12 protein-coding genes are annotated in these 18,500 nt (G+C 47.4%); 9 read left to right on the forward strand and 3 right to left on the reverse strand.

Annotated elements, in window-relative coordinates:
- Positions 1-7 precede the first annotated feature (7 nt).
- Both FN124_RS01920 and FN124_RS01925 read right to left on the reverse strand, forming a co-directional pair.
- Positions 8-1,192, reverse strand: a complete 1,185-nt coding sequence (locus FN124_RS01920; protein WP_260607302.1) for an epoxide hydrolase family protein — start codon at positions 1,190-1,192, stop codon at positions 8-10.
- 288 nt (positions 1,193-1,480) lie between these two features.
- Positions 1,481-2,758: an NAD(P)/FAD-dependent oxidoreductase gene (locus tag FN124_RS01925; RefSeq protein WP_142683106.1), complete on the reverse strand. Its 1,278-nt coding sequence runs from the start codon at positions 2,756-2,758 to the stop codon at positions 1,481-1,483.
- Between the two features lie 587 nt (positions 2,759-3,345).
- Here FN124_RS01925 and FN124_RS01935 point away from each other — a divergent pair.
- The 9 genes from FN124_RS01935 (at position 3,346) to FN124_RS01975 (ending at position 17,849) form a co-directional block, all read left to right on the forward strand.
- On the forward strand, positions 3,346-3,930 hold the full coding sequence (locus tag FN124_RS01935; RefSeq protein WP_142683107.1) for a TetR/AcrR family transcriptional regulator: 585 nt from the start codon (positions 3,346-3,348) through the stop codon (positions 3,928-3,930).
- Positions 3,931-3,982: 52 nt separating this feature from the next.
- Positions 3,983-4,720 carry an SDR family oxidoreductase gene (locus FN124_RS01940; protein WP_142683108.1) on the forward strand — a complete coding sequence of 246 codons (738 nt, stop codon included), beginning with the start codon at positions 3,983-3,985 and terminating at the stop codon, positions 4,718-4,720.
- 47 nt (positions 4,721-4,767) lie between these two features.
- Positions 4,768-6,306 carry a DHA2 family efflux MFS transporter permease subunit gene (locus FN124_RS01945; RefSeq protein ID WP_142683109.1) on the forward strand — a complete coding sequence of 513 codons (1,539 nt, stop codon included), beginning with the start codon at positions 4,768-4,770 and terminating at the stop codon, positions 6,304-6,306.
- Positions 6,307-6,373: 67 nt separating this feature from the next.
- The gene (locus FN124_RS01950; protein WP_142683110.1) at positions 6,374-7,588 is read left to right on the forward strand and encodes a macrolide family glycosyltransferase; all 1,215 of its coding nucleotides are present in this window, start codon (positions 6,374-6,376) and stop codon (positions 7,586-7,588) included.
- Positions 7,589-7,764: 176 nt separating this feature from the next.
- Complete coding sequence (locus tag FN124_RS01955) at positions 7,765-8,364, forward strand: sigma-70 family RNA polymerase sigma factor (RefSeq protein WP_142683111.1); 600 nt, start codon at positions 7,765-7,767, stop codon at positions 8,362-8,364.
- Between the two features lie 122 nt (positions 8,365-8,486).
- Positions 8,487-9,686: a FecR family protein gene (locus FN124_RS01960; RefSeq protein ID WP_142683112.1), complete on the forward strand. Its 1,200-nt coding sequence runs from the start codon at positions 8,487-8,489 to the stop codon at positions 9,684-9,686.
- Positions 9,687-9,946: 260 nt separating this feature from the next.
- Complete coding sequence (locus tag FN124_RS01965; RefSeq protein WP_185937058.1) at positions 9,947-13,273, forward strand: TonB-dependent receptor; 3,327 nt, start codon at positions 9,947-9,949, stop codon at positions 13,271-13,273.
- Between the two features lie 18 nt (positions 13,274-13,291).
- The gene (locus FN124_RS01970) at positions 13,292-14,869 is read left to right on the forward strand and encodes a RagB/SusD family nutrient uptake outer membrane protein (RefSeq protein ID WP_142683114.1); all 1,578 of its coding nucleotides are present in this window, start codon (positions 13,292-13,294) and stop codon (positions 14,867-14,869) included.
- Positions 14,870-14,945: 76 nt separating this feature from the next.
- Positions 14,946-17,849 (forward strand): glycoside hydrolase family 2 TIM barrel-domain containing protein, encoded by a 2,904-nt coding sequence (locus tag FN124_RS01975; RefSeq protein ID WP_142683115.1) that lies wholly within the window; start codon positions 14,946-14,948, stop codon positions 17,847-17,849.
- Here the strand turns inward: FN124_RS01975 and FN124_RS01980 are convergent.
- On the reverse strand, positions 17,782-18,450 hold the full coding sequence (locus FN124_RS01980) for a sigma-70 family RNA polymerase sigma factor (protein ID WP_142683116.1): 669 nt from the start codon (positions 18,448-18,450) through the stop codon (positions 17,782-17,784). The genes FN124_RS01975 and FN124_RS01980 overlap by 68 nt on opposite strands.
- Positions 18,451-18,500: the final 50 nt, after the last annotated feature.

Consider the following 18,500-nt stretch of genomic DNA (forward strand, 5'->3'; position numbering starts at 1 on the left):
CACCTGCTTACTTCACCACATTACGCTTAAAAAACCCATCCACCTCTTTCGCCCACAACTCTGGCAGTTCCAGGGCTGCAAAGTGACCGCCTTTTTCCATCACCGTAAACTGTTTCAGGTTTACTTTTCTTTCCGCCCATTCCTTCGGGGTTGGAGCATCGCCGGGGAATATGGCTACGCCGGTGGGCGTATTCACTTTCTGGCCGGAAGCCAGCTGCTGAAAGGCCCCAACAGCATACGTACGCATAGATGAATTGATGGTTTGGCTCACCCAGTAGATCATAACGTTGGTAAGCAATTCATCTTTTGTGAAATGATCTTCAATAGTACCATCGGGTGTGCGCCAGGTATTGAACTTCTCGAGGATCCAGGAGGCAAGGCCCACAGGAGAGTCATTTAATCCAAAGGCCTGCGTTTGCGGCTTGGTAGCATGCAGCAAAGAGTAGGCGCCTTCCGTGAACCACCATTTCTGGATGATCTGTCCAAACTCCTGCTCGGCTTTGGACATGGTGCTCCAGTCTTCCGAACCGTTTGGATACCCAACATCCGTCAGGTGAACGGCTGCAACGTTTTCCGGATAAAGATTGGCGATCGATTTAGCGATGCCACTGCCCACATCCCCTCCTGCCACCAGGAAGTTTTTGTAGCCAAGCACATCTTTCATCAGCGTAGCAAAAATTTTCGCAGAGCCATCATCCGTCATGGCTACATGACTGGAGAAACCGAAACCAGGAATGGAAGGCACCACCAGGTCATAATCTCCTGTTAATAAAGGGATCACTTTGTGATAGCGGTAAAAGCAGTCGGGCCAGCCATGCAGGAGCAACAAGGGCCTGGCATTTGGATTTTTACTTTTGATGTGCTGGAAGTGAATGGTTGTCCCGTCTATTTCTACAGTAAATTGCGGGATGGCGTTGAGAGCGGCTTCCTGTTTACGCCAGTCGTAACCATTTTGCCAGTAGGCAACCAGGCTTTTGAGAAATACCGGGTCTGTGCCATATTTCCAGCCAATGTTGTCGGGCGCATCGGGCCAGCGGGTTTGGCGGAGCCGGTTTTGGAGATCGTCCAGTACAGTTTGCTGTACGTCAATTTTGAAGGGCTTTACAGTGTACATATAGGTTTTTGTTTTAGGTTGTCCAATGGCAGATACTGTTATAACAACTATCGTTAAAAAAAAGATGATCTGTTTCATAGTTTTTCTGTTTGATGAAACAAATATCCAAACGGGTTGTGACAGCTGTATGTCAGTTGTAAACCGGCTTCCAAAAATAAATAATTCGTGCTTTAAAAGTACAGGGGAAATATGCCAGGCAACGCTGCCCGTAACCCTTACTGGTGGGGATTATAGCTACAATCATTTCAAATATCTGTCAACCGATATGACATATAATAATTACCAGTGGTTATTGTCATCAGATGCGGCCGTGTTTGCCGGTATATACAGGCGTTATATTCATTAGCTGGTTATTAAACCGGCAGGTTAAAGGATCTCATCCTTTTTCAGCGGTCTTAATATTAAACGGAGCGACTGATCTTTCGTAAAATAGGCCACTATCCAGTTATACAATGTTTTGAAACGGTTGCCATAACTCACCAGGAAAGTGAGGTGGATAAAAAGCCAGATAAACCACGCGATAAATCCTTTGAAGTGAAGCCTGGGTTTCGGAATATCTGCTACTGCTTTATTGCGGCCTATAATGGCCATGTTGCCTTTATCAAAATAACGGAAAGGTTTGCGGGCCCGGGATCTTGCAATTGCCACAAAATTCTCCCCAAGCCGCGTGCCTTGCTGTATGGCCACCTGGGCCAGTTGCGGATGCCCGTTGGGGAATGCAGGATCAGTAGTTTGCAGGCTGATGTCGCCTATCGCGAAAACATCTTTCAATCCCTTTACTTCATTAAATTCATCTACCACCAGTCTTTTTCCCCTGCCATAACATTCCGCCGGAATGCCTTCTATAGCAGGAGCTGTTACACCTGCCGCCCATACCACTGTTTTGGTAGCAATGGTTTCCCCGTTGGAAAAGATCACCGTATCATTTACATAATCTTTTACCTGCATGCCCAGCTTTATTTCCACCCCCATTTTGAGAAGGGCATTATATGCATCCTGTTGCGACTGATCACTCATAGCGGCCAGTACTTTCCGAAGACCATCTACCAGGTAAATATGCGATTCATATCCTTTGCCGGCTATTTCAGGATAATCTTTTGGTACCACTTCTTTTTTCAGCTCCGCCAGCAGGCCGGATACTTCTACGCCGGTGGGCCCTCCACCTACCACTACAATGGTGAGCAGTTTTGTTCTTTCTTCCGGGTTGGTGGTGAGCGCCGCCTTTTCCATGATCTGCAGGAAGTGATTCCTGAGCTCCAGTGCATCGTTCACTGTTTTCATGGGCTTTGCGTAACGCTGTACATTTTCCATCCCAAAATAATTGGTGGCGGTACCATAAGCAAGCACCAGGTAATCATATGAAAGAGTGGTAGTGGAAAGCACCACTCTTTTTTCTTCCAGTATTACCTTCAGGAATTCGCCGATCACGAAACGTGCATTTTTATTTTTACGCAACAATTTCCTGAAAGGGTAACTGATATCCGTGGGGTCCAGGAACGCCATAGACACCTGGTATACCAGCGGTGGAAAATAATTATAATTATTCCGGTCAACCAGCGTAACCATAAATTCTTCTTTGCGGGCCAGTTTTCTTACCAGGTTAATTCCTGCAAATCCACCGCCGATAACAACAATATGTTTCATAATATGATCTTTGTTGTAAAAGGTGAAAGGCAATTTTGTTGCCGTATTGCCAGCCGGCTCGTCTTTTTGCCTCTTTATGGCAGATAACAGTTTGGGAAGATGATTTGTTCCGCCTGCTTTACGGAAGGCAGGTTCCTTTAGATATGGTGTTGTGCATTCATGTGCCCGGAAATTAATTGTCAGTTTGAAGATTAATAAATAAGCATCCTTGTTCTTCATTCGCAATAGGTAGAGCAGGAAAAAGCTGTTGACCCTGCGCCTCAATCTCTGGATAAATTTCACGTTATATGATATGCCTGTCTCCGTAGCTTCCACCGCACGGGCACGGGCTTGCCTGTAAAGCCGCTCCGTTTTACCATGGTACAGCTCACTGGCGCTGCACGACGTGGCAGATTACGAAACGGTTTGCCGGAAAGTATACCGTTGCCTGGCTACCGGGGGCAACTTTGTGCTTTCTGCAGAACATCCTGTATTTACAGCCATTGCTGCGCAGGCCCTGTTATACAACGGCTTCTCCTTCTTCCTAAAATTTATTTTTAATTTTGTACCGAATGGTATATTTTTGTACCGTCAAAAGAAAGAGGGTTATGAATAAGGCAGAAAAAACGAGACAGTTTATTGTGGAGATGACAGCCCCTGTTTTTAATGAGAAGGGCTACACCGGCACTTCTCTGAATGATATGACCAATGCCACGGGGTTAACAAAGGGCAGTATTTATGGCAACTTCGCCAACAAAGACGAGGTGGCCCTGGCCTGTTTTGATTATAACCTGAAAAAAGTGGGCACTATTATCCGGCAGGAAATGGATAAAAAAGATACCTGCAGGGATAAGCTGCTGGTATATGTACATGTGTACCAGAACTTCCTGAAACACCCGTTTCCTGCAGGCGGATGTCCTATTCTCAATACAGCTATCGAGGCAGACGACACCCATCCCCTGCTGAAACAGAAAGCAGCGGATGCTGTCATTACCTGGAAAGGGCTCATTGCCGGCCTGATCGAGAAAGGCATAGCGGCGGGAGAATTCAGTAAAGATGTGAACAGTGAACAGGTGGCACTCACCATGATTGCCACTATTGAAGGATGTATCATGATTGCCAAGCTGACCGGTAAAATAAATTACCGTAACAGTATTATGCAGTCTGTGGAAAAAATGATCAACGAATTGTAAGACAATTTTTTTCTTTATAAATATACCAATCGGTATATAAAAACAAAGCAAAATGAAAACAACAGGAAACACTGTACTTATTACCGGCGGAAGCGCGGGTATCGGACTGGAAATAGCGAAGCAATTATCCAGGGAGGGTAACCAGGTGATTATTACCGGCAGGGATGCCGCACGACTGGAAAAGGCCGTTCAACAATTGCCCGGTGTAAGGGGTATTGTGAGCGATGTAACCAGCGATAAGGCGGTAACGCAGCTGGTGGCCACCTTACAGGAAGAATACCCTTCTTTAAATATCCTGGTCAACAACGCAGGCCGCGCTTTTGCCTATGAGCTGTCGGAAAACGCCAATGCAGCAGGAAAAGCAGCAGAAGAAATGGATACCAACTTTTTTGCGGTGTTGCGTCTTACCGAAAAACTGCTGCCCATACTCAACAGGCAGCCGGAAGCCGCTATTGTGAATGTTACTTCCATTGTGGCTTTTGCACCCAGTGCTGGGATAGCCACTTACTCCGCCACCAAAGCCGCCCTGCGTTCCTATACACAGTCGCTGCGTGTTACATTTCCCAAACTGCACATCTTTGAACTGATGCCTCCCCTGGTAAATACCGATTTCTCCCAGGAAATAGGCGGCGCCAATGGCATCCCGCCTGCACAAGTGGCTGCTGAGCTGCTGGCTGCACTCGGCAAAAATGAATATGAGATCCGTGTAGGCAATACAGAACAGATCTATCAGTTATCGCGCACCTCAGCAGCAGCTGCCCTGGAAGCAATGAACAGCAGGGAGAAGTAAAAAAATTTTATACTTGAATATACCAACCGGTATATTAAATAACAGCAATGAAACGTACAGTACTGATCCTGGCGGTGATCACAGCGGCTATCATGGAACTGATAGATACCTCCATTGTAAATGTAGCCTTATCACATATGAGCGGCAACCTTGGCTCCACGCTGGAAGATACCTCCTGGGTCATTACTGCCTACGCCATTGCCAATGTGATCATTATTCCCATTACCGGCTTCCTGGCGGGAAAACTTGGCCGGCGCAATTATTATATCGGCTCTATAATAGCTTTTACTTTTTTTTCATTGATGTGCGGACAGGCCACCAACATCTGGATGCTGGTGGTATTCCGCTTCCTGCAGGGTATTGGCGGCGGTGCATTGCTATCTGTATCACAGGTGATCATTTTTGAATTATTCCCCAAGGAAAAACAGAATGTAGCCAGCGCACTCTTTGGCATAGGCGTGTTTATTGGTCCCACTATCGGGCCTACATTAGGTGGTTATATCACTGAATTCTATTCATGGCCCTGGATCTTTTACATCAATGTGCCCATAGGTATCACAGTGGCTTCACTTTGCTATATACTGCTGAAAGAGCCTGCCCAGGCGCCGCCGGGCAAGCGTATCGACTGGACCGGTATCCTGCTGCTAGCCATTGGAGTGAGCGCATTGCAAACAGTGCTGGAAAGAGGGGAAACCGACGACTGGTTTGAAGCGGCCTATATTACCTGGCTGTCTGTCATCGCTGGGTTTGCACTTCTCATATTTGTGTGGTGGGAACTGCGGATCAAAGAGCCCGTGGTAAACCTTCGTGTGCTGAAAAGCAGGAACCTGAGCATTGCAGCCATCCTGACGTTTGTTTCCGGTATGGGTATTTTCAGTTCCGTATTTCTTACGCCGGTATTTGCACAGCGGCTGCTCAACTTCACACCGCTGCAAACAGGTATGTTATTGTTGCCCGGCGCCTGTCTTGCTATAGGCGGGCTGATCATCTCCGCGCGGCTGCTGCAGCGCGGGGTATCGCCGGTATTCCTTATTGTGGCAGGAATGGGATTGTTTATTCTATTCAGCTGGCAGATGTCGGCCCTCAACCAGGATGCCGGTGCTGCTGCCATTACCACTTCCCTCATCTGGAGGGGCGTAGGGCTGGCGCTGGTTACAGTGCCGCTTACCACACTGGCCGTATCTTCCCTTGCGCCGGCAGATATCCCGCAGGGAGCCGCCTTAAATAATATGATGCGGCAACTGGGCGGCTCGTTTGGTATTGCTATGGTGAATACCTACCTGGCCAACCGGAATGCCCAACACCGGATGGACCTGGTAAGTAATCTCGCTACCGATAATCCCGCTGTAACCAACCGGTTAAACAGCTACGCCCATTACTTTGCCGGTAAAGGCGCTGCCGCAACAGATGCGCATCATAAAGCACTGAAGCTGCTGGATAGCTCGGTGATAAAACAAAGCACCCTGCTGAGCTTCAGCGATGCATTCCTGCTGGTAGGTCTTATATTCCTTGCGGCATTGCCATTGCTGTTAATGGCATCTGCAAAAAAGAAAAAAACAGCCAACGTGATCGTAATCGATCACTGATGTTTTATCTTCTCTTAAAATAAAAGAACAGCCCGATCGTCTTACTGTATGATCAATACAATAAGATATGTCAAAAGTGCTTTTCTTCGGCATTCCATCACATGGACATGTAAACCCTACAATAGGCCTGGTATCAGAACTGGTAAAACAGGGAGAGGAAATTTTATATTTTTCTTCGGAAGATTTTAAAGATAAAATTGAAGCGGCGGGCGCGGAATTTATCCCGTACCAGGAAGATATGGACATCTTCAACATAAAAACGGATAACCGGCCGAAAAACGGCGCAGCGGGCCCTGTACGGCCATTGCAACGGATCATTGCATCTGCTGATAAAATTATAGCCGGCATCTTATCCCAGATACAGGGACGGAAATTCGATTATATTATTCACTCCGCACCCTTTCCTTTTATAAAGGTAATAGCTCCCCTGCTGAAGCTTCCTACCGTATCTTCCCATGCTGTATTTGCCGGGCTTAGGCAATTCCTGAAGGAAGACAATACCAACGGATATAAACCATTTCCCGGTATGCAGGAGCTGATGAACAGTTACGCACATGTGATGCAAAACATCAGCGATACCTATTCAGTACAGATGCCCACTAATTTCATGCAGCTTATTTTTAATAAGGGAGATATCAATCTCGTATATACTTCCAGGTACTTTGCACCCGATGCAGACGATTTTGACAGCAGCTTTAAGTTTGTAGGGCCGCCTGTTTCCGATAGAAAAGAAAATATGGATTTTCCTTTTGAACAACTGGATGGTAAACGCGTGATCTATATTTCCCTTGGCACAGTGTTCAGCAATTATAATGAAGACCTGTACCGTCTTTTCTTTAAAAGTTTTGCAGACATGGATGCGGTGATCGTGATGGCTGCCTACCAGGTGAACCTGTCGCAGCTGGATATACCGGGTAATTTTATTGTGAGAAACTATGTACCGCAATCCGCGCTTTTAAAATATACCGATGCAGCCATTACCCATGCAGGCATGAACAGCATCAGCGACCTGATATTCAGCAATACTCCCTTTGTAGCGATACCACTTGGGGCGGATCAGCCCCTGCTGGCGAAAAGAGCAGAAGAACTGGGCGCCACCATTTCACTGGATGCGCAAAACCTCACTCCTGAATTATTAAAACAATCAATAGAGAAAGTATTGAATGATCCTGCTTACCGGGAGAATATTAAAAAGATCAGTTATTCATTCAGGGAAGCCGGTGGCTACCCAAAAGCAGTGGAAGAGATCTTCCGGTTTAAAAAAGAAAAGGGCATAATATAATAAGCGGCTTATTGCTCTAATTTTTCACCCCTGGTTGCGGATCCCGGAGGGTACCGCTAAATTTTCGTACTTTGCAACATACATCTTTATCGATTATACCGGCCTGTTCATCTATTTCATTACCTGGTGAACAGAGATTGCCTGATATTTAATTTTAAGGGAACTGGATTTAGCGGATGAATAATGACACAGGACATGAAACTGCACTTTTCCACCGGATTGCGGAGGGGGATGAATCTGCATTTGAAGCATTGTTCCACCTGTATGTTCCTAAGATCAGGCCGGTAATTGCCCGTATCATACAGGTAGAAGGCCCCGAGAAAGACATTATACAGGAAATATTCCTGGGCATCTGGCTAAACCGTGAAAAGCTGCCGGAAGTAATGGTTCCCCACAACTGGATCTTTAAAATGGTGTACCACCGCTGTTACAGCTGGTTGCAGAAACAGGGTGTACGTGACAAGGCCAACAGGGCTATCACACAGGAAAGCACCGCTCATTCCAATTTTACCGAAGAAAATATTGCTTTCTCAGAAACTGCACTGCTGGTAAAGCGGGCCATTCTCCAGTTGCCGCCCCAGGCGCAAAAGATCTACCTGCTTAGCCGGGAGAAAGGTCTTAAAATTGCGGAAATTGCCTCTGAGCTGAAGCTCTCTCCCCAAACCGTTAAAAATTCACTGGTCCGTTCCCTCAGGTTCATCCGGGAATACCTTACAGGTAAAGGTATTATCCTGCCCATGATCCTCCTCGGGTGGGGTGTTTTATATTTTTTTTAACTTTTTTCTGAAAGACATAGGTACTCTTTGCCTGCTAACGGTACGTATAAGCAGGGGACTTCCTGTAACTGGGCAGTTCCACGTTAAATCAACTGAATTCCGAATGCTTTAAAACGAGGCCGTTGTCCACATCAGAAAGACTTACATACTTATTGGAACAGGCACGGTTACGCCGGGCCACCTCTGCGGAGTACAGGGAACTGTTACAACTGATCAGCAGTGATGAGCAGGGGGAAATAGTGAGGCTGCTGGATACCTGGCATGGCGCCGGAACCACAGAAAGCACCGCCAGTACGGAGTACGACCACGCCTACTGGCAGCAGGCAGTAAAAGAAATACTCGATGCCGATAATTCTGCACGGCAACCTGTAATGTTGCCAGTTAAAAACCGTATCTATTTCCTGCAGCGTTATTGGTGGGCTGCCGCCTGTATCATCCTCTTAACCGCAGGCGCTTATTATTTATCCAAACAAACAAGGCAACCGGCTGTGGCAGTCGCGTCTCCTGTAAAAGATATAGCGCCGGGTGGCAACAGGGCCGTGCTTACCCTTTCCGATGGTAGCCAGATCACGCTCGACAGTGCCGGTAACGGCATACTGGCCCAGCAGGGCAATACCCGGATCACCAAGCTAAGCAACGGGCAACTGGCCTATAGCGGATCCGGTAACCCCGAAGGGAAAATACTTTATAATACCATGAGCACCCCGCCGGGCGGGCAATACCAGCTGATTTTACCAGACGGCACCGGCGTATGGCTGAATGCCGCTTCTTCCATCAGCTATCCCACTGCCTTTACCGGCAATGAAAGAAGTGTAACCGTTACCGGTGAAGCTTACTTTGAAGTGGTAAAAAATGAAAAAATGCCTTTCAGGGTAAAGGCAGGCAATACCACGATTGACGTACTGGGCACACATTTCAATATTAACGCATATAAAGATGAAGCCAGTATCAATACCACCTTGCTTGAAGGCGCTGTGCGGGTGAACATTGCACAGCAGCAACAACAGCTCAGGCCGGGGCAACAGGCCAGGGTAATGGCAAACGGGGCATCGATACAGGTAGTGGACCACGCTGATATTTCTGAAGTGATGGCCTGGAAAGCAGGTTTCTTTTCTTTTAATGATGCAGACCTTCCCGCTGTTATGCGCCAGTTATCGCGCTGGTACAACGTGGAAGTAAAATATGAAGGCAGGATTCCCCAAAGGGTATTTACCGGGGAAATAGGCCGGAACCTCACCTTATCACAGGTATTAAAAGGGCTTACAAAAACACGTATCAAATACAGGATCGAGAATGGCAACCGGATCATTATCCAGCCATAGTTATGAACAATGAAAAAATCAGGACAATGAAAAGACCAAAGCTATTGCCAGCGGCGCACTATGCGCATTGAATAAAAAACCGGGGCTGAGATTGGCGTCCTACCCCGGCTATAGTTCAATTTCATCAACAAACAAGTCGGTAAACATTATTTATTAATTCAACCAAACATTGCAAAAGTATGCAACTTAAGGCTATTTGTAATTCCGGTACCCGCAGATATTGGAAATTTGCGGGGCTCTCAACCAAAACACTGTTAGTTATGAAGCTAACTTCATTTATGCTGCTCATTGCCGCCCTACAGGTAAGTGCAGCAGGCAGCGCCCAAACGGTGACCTACTCCGCCAGGGAGGTGAGTCTCCAGAAAGCGTTGAATGTGATCAAAGCGCAAACAGGCTATGTTTTCTTTTATGATAAAGAGGATCTGAAAAACAGTACCCCTGTTTCAGTGAACATAAAGAACGCATCGCTGCAGGCAGCCATGGAAGCGGTATTACAAAAACAACCGCTCAGCTTCGAGATCCAGGGCAATACTATTTTTATTACAAAAAACGAGAAACCGGCTGCAGCGCCGGCAGCTACACCGCCTCCACCGGCTGTTACCGGGAAGGTGACAGATGATGCCGGAGCGCCTGTTCCCGGTGTTTCCATTGTAATAAAAGGAACACAGAAAGGCACTATTTCAGGCCCGGATGGTACTTTCCAGCTTACAAACGTGCCCGATAATGCAGTGCTGGTGGTAACCAGTATTGGCTATATCACCAAAGAAATTCCCGTAGCAGGAAAAACAGTGATCAATATTTCGCTGGCTCCCGATGTAAGCGCGCTGAAACAGTTTGTGGTAGTGGGTTACGGCACACAGAAAAAAGCTAACCTTACTGGTTCCGTTACTTCTATCGGCACAGAACAACTTACCAACCGGCCGGTAACCAGCCTGGGCAACGCCCTGCAGGGTACCATGCCTGGCATCACCGTTACAGCAGCCAACAGCGGCCAGCCAGGTAACGACGCTGCCAAGATCCGTATCAGGGGTATTGGTACCTTAAACAATGCCGACCCGGTTATTGTGATAGATGGCGTAGTGACCAACCTGAGCGGGCTTAATAATATTAACCCGGACGATATCGCTACCATGTCTGTACTGAAAGATGCAGCATCTGCCGCTATTTACGGTTCGCGTGCAGCCAACGGCGTGATCCTCATCACCACCAAACAAGGCCGTAAAGGCCCGCCACAGGTGGTTTACAACGGCTATGCAGGTAAACAGAATGCCACAGGCTTACCAAACTTTTTACCTTCCTGGCAGGCAGCTACACTATACAACCAGGCCCTGAGCAATGAAGGAAAGACTCCCCGCTGGACAGATGCGGAGATCCAGAAATTCAAAGACGGCTCAGATCCGTTCAACTATCCCAATACCGACTGGCTCGACCTGTTCTACCAGGGTAACGGCTTACAACAGAATCACTATGTAGGTGTTTCCGGCGGCAGCGACAATACCCAGTATGCTTTCTCCTTAGGTTTATTTGACCAGAACGGCCTTATGGAAAAAACAAATGCCAAACGCTACACCAGCAGGCTGAACATCACTTCCCAGATTAATGAGAAAATAAAAGTGATCGGTAATATTGCCTTTACTTCTTCCGGCAGAAATGAGCCAAGTAACCCTTACACAGGCGATTTCACACAGCTGGTAAGACAGATCAACCGCATCTCCCCTACCATCCCCTACAAATATGAAAATGGCCACTACGGTTATATTTCTGATGGTAGCCCCATGGCATGGCTGGAAGGAAACAGCCTGAATAAATATAATAACTACGACCTGGTAGGTAATGTAGGCGCAGACTGGGAAATTGTAAAAGGATTGCATTTCAAACCTTCCCTTGCCTATGTAATGAAGATCAGTCATAACAAGAAGTTCATTGCCGATCAGCAGTATTATGATGCTGCCGGGAATAAAACATTTTACCAGGGGCCAACCTCTGTAACAGATGAAAATACCTTTGCCAATACTGTTACACAACAGGCATTACTGGATTACACCAAATCTTTCAATAAACATAATTTCAAAATACTGGGCGGTTACTCCCAGGAGCTGACCAAATTCAGCTTTGACGACGGCTACCGGAAAGGTTTCCTGAACAACCAGCTTACTGATGTAAACCTCGGTTCAACAGATGGACAGAAAACTACCGGCTACTCTTATCAGCTGGCGCTCCAGTCATATTTTGGCCGGTTAAATTATGACTTCGACGGCAAATACCTGTTTGAAGCGAACCTGCGTTATGACGGTTCCTCCCGTTTCTCTCCAGACAACAGGTGGGGCCTGTTCCCCTCCTTCTCCGCAGGCTGGAACCTGGACAGGGAAGATTTCTTTGAGCCTTTAAAAAAATATGTATCCAATCTTAAAATAAGAGGCTCATGGGGCCAGCTGGGTAATCAGAATATCACAGGATTTGATGATACCAATTACCCCACCTATCCCTACTATCCATATATTGCCACCATTAACGGTAGCCAGAACTATACTTTTGGCGGTACAGCCGCTGCTATTGCTGCAGGTGTAGCACCAGTCAACGGAGCTAATGAAAACATCAAATGGGAAGCGACCACGGAAACAAGTATAGGGCTTGATGCAGGCTTCCTGGATGGAAACCTGAACTTCACCGCAGATTATTTCCATAAGCTTACGTCTGATATCCTGTTATCTGTACCGGTTGGTGCAGTATATGGCCTGAACGCGCCTGTTCAAAATGCGGGTTCCGTGCTCAATAAAGGCTGGGAATTTTCACTCAGCTACGCAGGCAATGCAGGCGAATTCAAATACAACGTTTCTGCTAACGCAGCCTTTATTAAGAATGAAGTAACCGACCTTCACGGTACAGGGCCCATTATTGACGGATACACCTTTAAACAGGTAGGTTACCCGATCAACTCCCTGTATGGATATGAGGCCGACGGCATTTTCCAATCGGCTGATGAAGTGGCCAAAGCGCCTTACCAGACCAACAGAACAGCACCGGGTGATCTGAAATATAAAGACAAGGATGGCAACGATACCATCAATAGCGCCGATAAAGTGTACCTGGGCAACTATTTCCCTAAAGTAACCTTTGGCGTTAACCTTGGCGGCTCCTGGAAAAACTTTGACCTCAATATCTTCCTGCAGGGCGCTGCCGGTGTGAAAACATATATCGATGCCGGTAAACTGGGCAGTGTAAGCTCCTCCGCAGGTAAACCCACTTCTGCTTTACTGGATACCTGGACGCCTGAAAACACTTCCGCTGCTTTACCGCGCATCTGGAGCGGCTTTACCCAAAATGATCCCAGCGGCACACCTTCTTCCTTCTGGGTAAAGGACGGATCTTACCTGCGACTTAAAAACCTGCAGGTTGGCTACACACTGCCGGAAAGAGTGATAAAAAGAATTGGTCTCAGTAAAGTACGCTTCTACTATAGCGGTCAGAATATACTCACCTTCGACGGGCTGTATAAATGGATAGATCCTGAAGCATCCATTACCAGCAGTATTTACTACTACCCACAGGTGAAAGTGCACACGTTTGGCGTAAATGTTAGTTTTTAACGAAAAGCAATCAACATCATGAAAAGGAACATCCTCTATATAATACTCTTCTCTGCTGCGCTTCAATCCGCATGCAATAAAGATTTCCTGGACAGGCAGCCATTGGATGCCTATAACAATACGCTTCTCTGGAAGACAGAGAACGACGCAACTGCTGCACTCAACGGCTGTTACAAAGACTGGGAAAGCGATTACACCCTGCTGTATATGGACGCTGTAAGCGATAACATGTACAGCCAGTATTACTGGGAAGGCTATACGGACTATGGCAATGGCAGCATTACACCCGCTAACACCAATGCTTCCAAACGCTGGAGTTATACTACCATCCAGAAGTGTAACTGGTTCCTGCAAAATATTGACCAAACACCAATGGATGAAACCTTAAAAGCTCAATATAAAGGAGAAGCCCGTTTCCTCAGAGCCTACCAATACTTTACCCTGACCCAGCTTTACGGAGATGTGCCATTGGCTAAAGATACTGTGAGCACTGAAGAAGCCAATACCATTTCCCGTACATCCGCTACCGAAGTACGCAAATTTGTACTGGACGAACTGGAAGCCATTGCACCTACCCTGCCGGTATCTTACTCCGGCAGCGAGGTGGGCCGTATCACGCAGGGCGCAGCGCTTTCCCTGAAAGCCAGGATGGAGCTGTATGATAAAAATTACGCAGCATGTATTGCCGACTGTAAAAAAGTAATGGCGCTGGGTTATGGGTTATACCCCAGTTACCAGGATCTTTTCCGTATCCAGAACGAAAACAATAAGGAAGTAATCCTTGATGTGCAGTACAAAGAGAATGATTATCCCAACGCCGATATCGGTGTAATGCCTTCTTCTTCCTTTGGCGGCTGGGGCTCCCTGGATCCTACCCAGGCACTGGTAGACGCCTACGAAATGAAGAACGGGAAAACCATTGATGATCCAACTTCAGGCTATACTGAAAATGATCCGTACAATAACAGGGACCCGCGCTTAACGGCTACTATTGTATGCCCAGGTCAGCTCTATATGGGTAAGTACTACAACTCCATAGAAAGCACCTCCGGCGATTATTACAACGGGGATAACAACTCCAAAACGGCTTATATACCGAAGAAGTTCACAGCTAACCTCGGCGACTATACGGATATGTGGAACACCGGTTTGAATATGATCGTGATCCGCTACGCGGAAATCCTGCTCACATACGCCGAAGCGCAGATTGAATCAGGCGTGATCGACAATACAGTATATGATGCGATAGATGCTGTCAGGACCCGCGCAGGCATGCCGGTGGTAGACAGAACCGTATACAACAGCGTTGATAAAATGCGTACCCTGGTAAGACGGGAACGCAGGGTGGAACTGGCACTGGAAGGATTACGCTGGTACGATATACAGCGCTGGAAAATAGGCACTGCTGTCAGATCCGGTACCGTATATGGTGCAAGGCTGGGTAAAGTGGATCCCACCAACGGCAAGCTTACCCTCAGCGGCAATCACATCACTGTAGAGCAACGCACCTTTCTTGAGAACAGGGATTACCTCTGGCCGGTACCACAGGCGGAAAGAGATGTGAACAAGAACCTGACTCAAAACCCGGGTTATTAATACAACTATAACAATCAAGGAAAAATCCCGCGAGTTGAAAGATGAGCGGGATTTTTTTTGCACCAAAATTCTTCTCATGCATCGCTTAACTACCGGCCTGCTGGTATTCTTTTTACTTCCTTTCGTTTTATCCGCCCAGCATAGCAGGTCCGTTCTTAACTTTAATACCCACTGGGCTTTCCAGAGAGGCGACATCGCTGGTGCGGAACAGGTGCTGTTCAACGACAAGGACTGGGCGGGTGTAAGTCTCCCGCACGTAATGCGTATCGAAAAAAAGCACAACGGCGGCAACGCCGTATACCAGGGCAGTGGCTGGTACAGGAGATATTTTAAAGTGCCTTCCTCCTATCGCGGCAAAAGGCTTACCATCAATTTTGAAGGCATACAAACCGATGCGGAGATATACCTGAACGGTAAAAAAATAGCGACCCACTCCGGCGGGTATATGGGATTTGTGGTGGACATCAGCAGGTACGTAAATATTGGGGAAGATAATGTGCTGGCAATAAGGGTATCTAATAAAGACAACTCCCGGGTGCCGCCCGGTAAGCCACAGTCGAAACTCGACTTTAACTACTTCGGCGGCATTTACAGGAATGTATTTCTCGTAGTGACGGAAAAAGTGTTTATATCCGATCCCCTGGAAGCTGATAAAGTAGCTGGAGGAGGTGTGTTTATCACTTACCCTTCCGTTGGAGCAGATACTGCCGTTACCGATATAAAAACCAATATTGTAAATACCTCCGGCAACACAGTGAATGTCCGGCTGAAAACAATGCTGGTGGATACCGGCGGCGTAACCGTAGCAGCAACGGTAAGCGGGCAACTCATCCCTGCCAATACCGATACCGGGATCCGGCAATCCTTTACGGTACATCATCCGCAATTATGGCATCCCGATCATCCTTACCTGTACCACCTGGTATCTGTTGTTTATAAAGATGATATAGCCGTAGACAGTCTTATAACGTATACGGGCATACGAAATATTGCCTTTGCCCCGGATGGATGTTACATAAACGGGAAGAAACTATACCTGCGCGGCGCTAACCGGCACCAGGCTTATGAATACACCGGCGATGCCGCGGCTGATAACATGCAATACCAGGATGCCCTGCAGTTGAAGAAGGGAGGATTTAATGCCGTGCGCGCGGCGCATTACCCTGCATCTCCGGCTTTCCTGGCGGCCTGCGACAAAACCGGCCTGCTGGTAATTGAATGCGAGCCCGGCTGGCAGTTCTTTTCAAAAGATACGGCGTTTACAGAAAATACCTACCGCGATATCCGGGAAATGATCCGCCGCGACCGCAACCATCCTTCCGTTTTCCTCTGGGAAACTTCCCTCAATGAGTCGCCCACCACCGCCGCATGGATGCAACAGGCTGTACAAACCGCCCGGGCCGAAATGCCCGGCGGCCAGCTGTTCGTGGCAGACGACTTCAACGCACGCAGTAAAAACTACTACAATGTTTCCTATAAAGTAGTGAATGAAGACGGCACTGATCCGATGCCATCACGTCCTTTTATTACCCGGGAATGGGGTGATAGCTGGATGGCCGATGCTGCAAAAGAAAACAGCCTGCGCGCCAGCAGGAAGTACACGGAGAAAGGATTGATCAATCAATGTGTATTACGGCAAAATGCCCTGAATGGCGAAACCTCCGAAGCAGCAGGCGGCTACTGGGATCACGGCGGCCTGGATGCCAATCCCAGGATAGCCGGCTATTTTGTATGGAGTTTCAACGATTATACCAGGGGCTCCGACCCTGTTACTGCCTTTAGTGGCGTAACGGATCTGGACCGTTATGAAAAATTCAGCTACTACCAGCTTCAATCCATGCAGGATGCACACAATCCAACCTATGGCCCTATGGTATACATTGCCAGCTATAATAACCAGCCTGCCCTTGACAGTACTATCATGATATTCTCCAATTGCGATGCAGTACAGCTATACAGGAACAACCGGTTCTGCGGCGAAATTACAAGGGCTGAAAACGCGCGTACAGCCCCGTTTATAGTCGCTAAAGGCGGCAGCCCCTACTTTTTATTCTATACGGGGAAATATGAGCCGGGAGAGTTGAAAGCCATAGGTATTATGAACGGGAAAGCGACCTGCACGCATATTGTGAAAACGCCCGGCAAACCGCATCACCTGGAAATTGAAATCCCCGAAGGCCATACTGCTTTCCTGGCAGACGGCTCCTCTATGACGCCTTTTTATGTGAAAGTGTGCGATCAGGACGGCACACTTGTTTCCAACCGGGAAGCCGGGCAGTCGTATGCGGTTCAACTCAGCGTATCTGGCCAGGGCGCCCTGATAGGAGGAAACATACCAGGGGCAGGTATTGCACTGCAGCAAACGGAAGGAGGCATTGCCTATGGTGTGATCCGTCATACCACCACCCCGGGGAATATCCGGATCTATGCAAACAGTACCGGTATGGAGCCTGCCCAAAAAGTAATCACAACAACTACAGCATCGGGGCAATACGTTAGCGATGGCATACACCGGGAATGGATAAACGAAGATGAAAAAAAAGTTACTGCTTATTATTCCGATAGCACTGCCCCCAGGCAATTACAGGAAATTAAACTCAGCGGCAAAGCAGTGATTATAACACCCGACGGCGAAAACCTTACAGCGGTTATTGACGGCAATACCGCTACAGGATGGGTATACGGCCGGAGCAAACTCCCGGTAAGCATCACCCTTGATCTGAAAAATAAATACCGGTTAAGCGGTAGCCGCGTTGTATGGGGAAAAGACAGTGACTGGTATACTTACAGCATCGCTGTATCCGCTAATGGTAGCGACTGGATAAGTGTAAAAAGCCCTGAGCGGGTTTCCGGGCAGAATTACCAGCCGGTGTTTTTTCAAAGTAATGAAGTAAGATATGTCCGTTATCTTATCAGCGATATTCAGCCGGAAACCAGTAAGGCAGCAGTGAAAGAGATACAGTTATATGGCGGGCGGTAGCGGCCCGGTGCCCTTCTTTGGGCAATGTCAGGCTGATCAGCATAACCCCGGCCATCAGTAAATGCTTCAGATAAAGCCGGAGGTGTTGCAATGCGTGGGTGATCTGGTTTTCCACGCTTCTTTTGGAAATATTCAAACGTTCCGCGATCTCTTGGTTACTGAGTTGTTCCTCGCGGCTTAGCAGGAAAATTTCCTTACTGCGTTTGGGCAGGTTGCTGAGAGATGCATGCAGTTGCCGGCGGAAAGATTGTTCCTCTATTCTTTCCTCGGCAACATTGCTGATGGCTGCCATATGCTCTTCTGCTTCTATTACCTGGAATGCCTTTTTTGATTTCAATACGCGGTATACGTGGTAACGTGTAGCAGAAATAATATAGTTACGGAAATGATTAATCTGCAGCTCCTCCCTCTTCAACCACAATGTAAGGAATACATCATGCACAATTGTTTCACTGGCTTCCGCATCATTCAACATCTTATTGGCGGTATGATACATCCTGCCCCAGTACCGGTTAAATAACAGGTTATAGGCTGTTTTTTCACCGTCTCTGACTGCAAGCCATAAATCAGCATCTGCCGTATTAGCATCCCACCTAATCATGCCACAAAAATTGATAAAATAAAATTACCTGCGTGTTAAATTAACATGAA

Origin of the sequence: Chitinophaga polysaccharea (assembly GCF_902150045.1) — a bacterium.
Classification (GTDB): domain Bacteria; phylum Bacteroidota; class Bacteroidia; order Chitinophagales; family Chitinophagaceae; genus Chitinophaga; species Chitinophaga polysaccharea_A.

What these genes read in the sequence shown, in the direction of transcription:
- FN124_RS01920 (WP_260607302.1), bottom strand. Translation starts at nt 1,192, where the DNA reads ATGAAACAGATCATCTTTTTTTTAACGATAGTTGTTATAACAGTATCT.
- FN124_RS01925 (WP_142683106.1), bottom strand. Translation starts at nt 2,758, where the DNA reads ATGAAACATATTGTTGTTATCGGCGGTGGATTTGCAGGAATTAACCTG.
- FN124_RS01935 (WP_142683107.1), top strand. Translation starts at nt 3,346, where the DNA reads ATGAATAAGGCAGAAAAAACGAGACAGTTTATTGTGGAGATGACAGCC.
- FN124_RS01940 (WP_142683108.1), top strand. Translation starts at nt 3,983, where the DNA reads ATGAAAACAACAGGAAACACTGTACTTATTACCGGCGGAAGCGCGGGT.
- FN124_RS01945 (WP_142683109.1), top strand. Translation starts at nt 4,768, where the DNA reads ATGAAACGTACAGTACTGATCCTGGCGGTGATCACAGCGGCTATCATG.
- FN124_RS01950 (WP_142683110.1), top strand. Translation starts at nt 6,374, where the DNA reads ATGTCAAAAGTGCTTTTCTTCGGCATTCCATCACATGGACATGTAAAC.
- FN124_RS01955 (WP_142683111.1), top strand. Translation starts at nt 7,765, where the DNA reads ATGAATAATGACACAGGACATGAAACTGCACTTTTCCACCGGATTGCG.
- FN124_RS01965 (WP_185937058.1), top strand. Translation starts at nt 9,947, where the DNA reads ATGAAGCTAACTTCATTTATGCTGCTCATTGCCGCCCTACAGGTAAGT.
- FN124_RS01970 (WP_142683114.1), top strand. Translation starts at nt 13,292, where the DNA reads ATGAAAAGGAACATCCTCTATATAATACTCTTCTCTGCTGCGCTTCAA.
- FN124_RS01975 (WP_142683115.1), top strand. Translation starts at nt 14,946, where the DNA reads ATGCATCGCTTAACTACCGGCCTGCTGGTATTCTTTTTACTTCCTTTC.
- FN124_RS01980 (WP_142683116.1), bottom strand. Translation starts at nt 18,450, where the DNA reads ATGATTAGGTGGGATGCTAATACGGCAGATGCTGATTTATGGCTTGCA.